The 5,162-nt window shown below is 74.3% G+C and carries 3 protein-coding genes; all 3 read left to right on the top strand.

The window, feature by feature from the left end; all coding sequences use genetic code 11:
- Positions 1-1,393, top strand: a 1,393-nt coding sequence (locus tag ACWGIU_RS29210; protein ID WP_453710750.1) for a thioesterase domain-containing protein, incomplete at its 5' end; no start/stop codon positions are given.
- Positions 1,386-2,654 carry an MFS transporter gene (locus ACWGIU_RS29215; protein WP_453710752.1) on the top strand — a complete coding sequence of 423 codons (1,269 nt, stop codon included), beginning with the start codon at positions 1,386-1,388 and terminating at the stop codon, positions 2,652-2,654. The genes ACWGIU_RS29210 and ACWGIU_RS29215, both read left to right, overlap by 8 nt.
- Positions 2,651-5,162, top strand: a 2,512-nt coding sequence (locus ACWGIU_RS29220) for a condensation domain-containing protein (protein WP_453710754.1), incomplete at its 3' end; no start/stop codon positions are given. The genes ACWGIU_RS29215 and ACWGIU_RS29220, both read left to right, overlap by 4 nt.

Here is a 5,162-nt window from a genome sequence, read left to right on the forward strand (position 1 = left end):
CGGCCAGGTCAAGCTGCGCGGCTTCCGTATCGAGCTGGGCGAGATCGAGGCCCGGCTGGAGGAGCACCCGGCGGTGCGCCGCGCGGTCGCCCTGGTCCGCGAGGACCGCCCCGGCGACAAGCGGCTCACCGGGTACGTCGAGTCCGCCGACGAGGCGCTGACGGCCGAGGAGCTGCGCGAGCACCTGCGCGGCTTCCTGCCCGACTACATGGTCCCCGCCGCGATCGTCCGCCTGGAGATCTTCCCCCTGAACACCAGCGGGAAGATCGACCGCCGGGCGCTGCCCGCCCCCGCCGTCGAGCGCGACGCGGCGAGCTACGTGCCGCCGCGCGACGCCGTCGAGCTGGAGGTCGCGCACATCTGGGAGGAGGTCCTCGGGGTCTCCCCGATCGGTCTGCACGACCGGTTCTTCGACCTGGGCGGCCACTCGCTGCTCGTACTGCGCCTGATGGCGGAGATCGAGAAGCGGTTCGGGCAGCAGCTCCCGATGGCGGCGATCTTCCGGGGTGCCACCGTCGAGCGGTTCGCCCGGATGCTCCGCGAGGGCTACCAGGACGAGACCGGGGTGCACCTGGTCGAGCTCGGCTCCGGCGACGGCACCGGCTCCCCGGTCTTCTTCGCGCACCCGGCCGGCAGCGAGGTCGTCTGCTACATGCCGTTCGCGGCGCTCGTCGAGCCCGCCGGGCGCCCGCTGTACGCGCTGGCGTCGCCGCCGCCCACAGGCGGCGAGCTGCCCTTCACGGGCTTCGGCGACCGCGCCGCGCAGTACGCCGCGCTGATCCGCGAGACCCAGCCCGAGGGCCCGTACACGGTGGCCGGCTGGTGCTACGGCGGTGCCAACGCCTTCGCCGTCGCGGGCGAGCTGGAGAAGAGCGGCGCCGAAGTGTCGGTCGTCATGATGGACGCGCACGCGCCCGCCGTCGTGCCGGCCGGTTCCGAGCCCGATCCGGCCGAGATCGTCGAGGCCATCGCCGCCAACCTGCAGTGGGACTACGGGCAGCGCCTCAAGCCGCTCGCCGAACTCCAGGCCATGGACGAGGACGCGCACCTCGACTACCTGCTCGGCATCGCCCGCGACTGCGACTACCTGCCGCCGGACGCCGGCCGTGAGCAGATCCGCGACATCTACGAGCTGTGGGTCGCCAACCTGCGGCTGGTGTGGAACTTCCGGCCCGGACCCGTCAAGGGCAAGGTCACGCTGATCCGCGCCGACGAGGAGGAGTGGGACCTCGCCACCTCCTGGAACGAGCTGACCGGGCAGCACTTCGACGTCCGCACGGTCGGCGGCAACCACTACACGATGATGCGCCACCCCCACATCGAGGGCGTCGCGGAAGTCCTCAACGAGGTACTGAACGGCGCTGCCGGGAACGGCGAGGTGGACCATGCTTGAGCTGCTGAAGGACCGGACGTACATCCGGTACTGGCTGGCGGTCGTCGCCTCCTTCCTCGGTGACGCCATCACCAAGATCACTCTGATCTACGTGGTGGCCACCGAGACCGACGATCCGGTCCTGTACGTCTCCCTGGTCGTCATCGCGCAGTTGCTGCCCTTCGGCGTGCTCGGCGCGTTCGTGGGTCCGCTGGCCGACCGGCTGCCCGCCCGGCTGCTCATGGTCGGCTCGGACCTGGTCCGCGTCGCCCTGGTGCTCGCGATGATCGTCGTACGGGACTCGCCGCTGCTGCTGCTCGTACTCATCCTGCTCAGCGGCATAGCCAAGGCCTTCTTCGAGACGGCCCGCATCACCGCGATCCCGCTGATCGTGCGCGGGCACAGCATCCCCACGGCGGTCGCCCTCTTCCAGTCCACCAACCACACCCTCAACCTGGTGGGCCCGGCGCTCGGCGGGCTGCTCATCGCCTTCGGCAGCGTCACCGCGGTCTTCGTGCTCGACGCAGTGACGTTCGTGCTCTCCGCGGTGCTGCTCGCCAGCATGGCGGTACTGCGGGAGGTGCCCGTGCGGGGCGCCGACAGCGGCCGCGAGGGGTACTGGCAGTCGCTGCGCACCGGCATCTCCGGTGTGCTCGCCGTGCCCTCGCTGCGATTCCTGGCGATCGTCATGGTCCCGGTGATGCTGGTCCTCGGCCTGTTCACCACCAACCTCAACTCCCAGCTCCTGACCGTCTTCGAGCTGCCGGCCTTCGAGTACGGGGTGGCGCAGGCCGGTTTCGGCGCGGGCTGTGTGATCGGCGCGCTCACCGGTCCGCCGCTGGTGCGCCGGTTCTCCGACCGGGGGCTGCTCATCGGGTCGATCGTGCTGTTCGGCGCCTCCCTGCTGCTGCTCGCCCCCACGGGCACCGTATGGGAGGCCACCGACCAGGGCGTGCTCGGTCTGGTCGTCGTCCTGCTCTGGTGCGTCCTGGCCGGGCTCGGCTCGGGGCTCTTCCAGGTGCCGGTCGCCAACACGCTGCTCAGTGACCTGCCCGAGGAGCTGCGCGGCCGCGGTGTCGGGCTGCTGAACGCCCTGATGGTCAACTTCACCGTCCTCGGCGTGGTCGTCGGCGGTCTGCTCGCCGGGCTCGTCGGCATCGCCGACTCCATCGTGGTGGCCGGCGCCGTCCTGGTCGTCGCAGCCCTCGTCCTCGTTCTTCCCCGGCTGCGCGGCGGCCGCGGCGACCGGGCGGGCGCCCCGGAACCGGAGGCCGTCGCATGAGTACGCCTCCCCCGCCCGCCCTCGCGCTGACCCCCGCCCAGCGGCGGCTGTGGGCTCTCGGCCAACTCCGTCCGGGTGACCCGTTCTTCAGCATCCCCTTCGTGGTCACCATCGAGGGCCCGCTCGACGGCGACGCCCTGCGGCGCGCCCTGGACGCCCTCGTCCGGCGGCACGACGCGCTGCGGGTACGCATCGTGCGGGATGCCGACGGCGAGCCCGTACAGCAGATCGGGGCGCCCGGTCCGGTCGCCCTCGACCCGGTCGACGCGACGCGGGAGGAGGCGGCCGCACGCGCGGAAGCCTTCGCCCGCACCCCCTTCGACCTCGACGGCGGGCCGCTGCTGCGGGTCGAGCTGCTGCGCCTGTCCGAGACCGGCCACCAGCTGCTCGTCGGCGTCCACCACATCGTGTTCGACGGGGCCTCGCTGGACCTGTTCACCGCTGAACTCGTCGCCCTGTACGGAGCGTTCGCGGAGGGCCGGGTCGACCCGCTGCCCCGTCCCGCCGTCGGGTACGGGGAGTTCCTCGCCGCGCGCACCGCGCTGGACGAGGAGGCCGGGCCCGAACGGCTGGCCTACTGGACGCAGCGCCTGGCCGGCGCCCCCGAACTCCTCGAACTGCCGCTCTCCGGGCCCCGCCGGGCGCGGGCCGGGCACGCCGGGGCGCGGGTGACCACCGTCGTCCCCGAGCCGGTCGTCGAGCCCCTGCGCCGGCTGGCCCGCGCCAAGCGCGCCAGCCTGTTCATGGTGCTCAAGGCCGCCGTGGACGTGGTGCTCAGCCAGTACGGCGGCACCGACGTGCTGACCGGCATGGCCGTCTCCGGCCGCGACACCACCGAGAGCGCCGGTGTCATCGGCTACCTGACCCGGCCCGTCGTCCTGCGCGGCGAGCTGGCCGACGACCCGCGGTTCACCGACCTCATCGGCCGGGTCCGCGGGGACCTCCTGGACGCCCTCGACCACCCCGACCTGCTCGTCGACGAGGTCATGGACCGGCTCGGGCTCGCCCGCGACCCGAGCTACCACCCGCTCTACCAGGTCATGTACACGCACGCCCCGGCCGCGCCCGTCCACGAGGCCGCCGGCTCCCGGTTCGGCGCGGCCGAGCTGCGCCTGCCCACCATGAAGACCGATCTGGCGATCGACACCGTGGAGGGCGAGGACGGCCTGCTGGTCCTCGCGGACTACCGCACCGACCTCTTCGACGAGGCCACCGCCCGGCTGCTGCTCGACCGGCTGCGCCTGGTCCTGGAGCGGATCGGCGCGGACCCGCAGGCCCGTGTCTCCACGCTGCTGCACACCGAGGCCCCGGCGCCCGCGGCGGCGTACGAGGACGGGGACACCCTGCACGACCTGGTCGCCGAGCAGATCGCCCGCACCCCCGACGCGGTCGCCGTGGCGGCGGGGGCGCGCACCTGGACGTACCGCGAACTCGACCGCACGGCGGAGCGGGTGGCGGCGCGCCTGCGGACGCTCGGGGTCGGTCCCGAAACCCCCGTCGGCGTGTGCGTCCCGAAGTCCTTCGCGCTGGCCGCCGCCCAGCTCGGGGTGGTCAGGGCGGGCGGGACGTGCGTACCGCTCGACCCGGAGCTGCCCGCGTTCCTGCTGCGGCTCGCCGTGGACGACGCGGGTCTGCGGACGGTCCTCGCCGACGCGTACTCCGGCGCGCTGTTCGACCACACCAGGGTCGACGTGCTCGACCCGGAGGACGCCGCAGACCAGGACGGGGCGGCGCCCCCGGCCGTACGGGTCCCCGCGCGGGGCGCGGCGTGGGTGCTGCGCACGGCCGGTGTCACCGGCGAGCCGCGCGCGGTCGTCGCCGAGCACCGCAACCTGGTGTCCAGGCTGCGCTGGGCCCACCGCGACCTGCCCGCCACCGTGTTCGACGCGGTCGCCCAGCTGGCGGCCCCGGATTCGCCGGCCGCGTTCCTGGAGCTGTTCGGCCCGCTGACCCGGGGCGGCCGCGCGGTCGTCCCCACCGGCGGCGACGAGGCCACCGTGCTCGCTGCCCCCGCCGAGCTGGCCGGGCTGCTCACCGGCGGCGCGCGGGTCCCCGTACTCACCACGGGCGAGCCCCTGTTCCCCGGCACCCTCGCGGCCGCGGTGGCCGCCGGGGCCACGGGCGTGCACCAGCTGTACAGCTGCGCCGAGACGGCCGGCCCGGTGCTCGCGGGCCCGGCGCGGACCCCGGAGGGGGAGGGCTACGGCCCCCTGCCGCTGGGGCTGCCGGCCGGCGCCACGGCGTACGTCCTGGACGCGCGCGGCGGGATCGCGGCGACCGGCGCGGTCGGCGAACTGCACATCGGCGGCCCGGCCGTCACCCGCGGCTACCTGGACCGGGCGAGCCGCACCGCCGAACGCTTCCTGCCCGACCCGTTCGGCGGGGAGCCCGGCGCACGCCTGTTCGCCACCGGCGACCTGGCCCGCCGGCTCCCCGACGGGCGGATCGTCTTCGCCGGCCGCGCCGCCGACCACGCCCTGGTGCGGGGCGTCCGCGTGGCCGCCCTCG

The sequence above is a fragment of the Streptomyces sp. NPDC054840 genome, assembly GCF_053611065.1.

Excerpts from the sequence above, each read along its gene's own strand:
- ACWGIU_RS29215 (WP_453710752.1), top strand. The coding sequence starts at position 1,386 with ATGCTTGAGCTGCTGAAGGACCGGACGTACATCCGGTACTGGCTGGCG.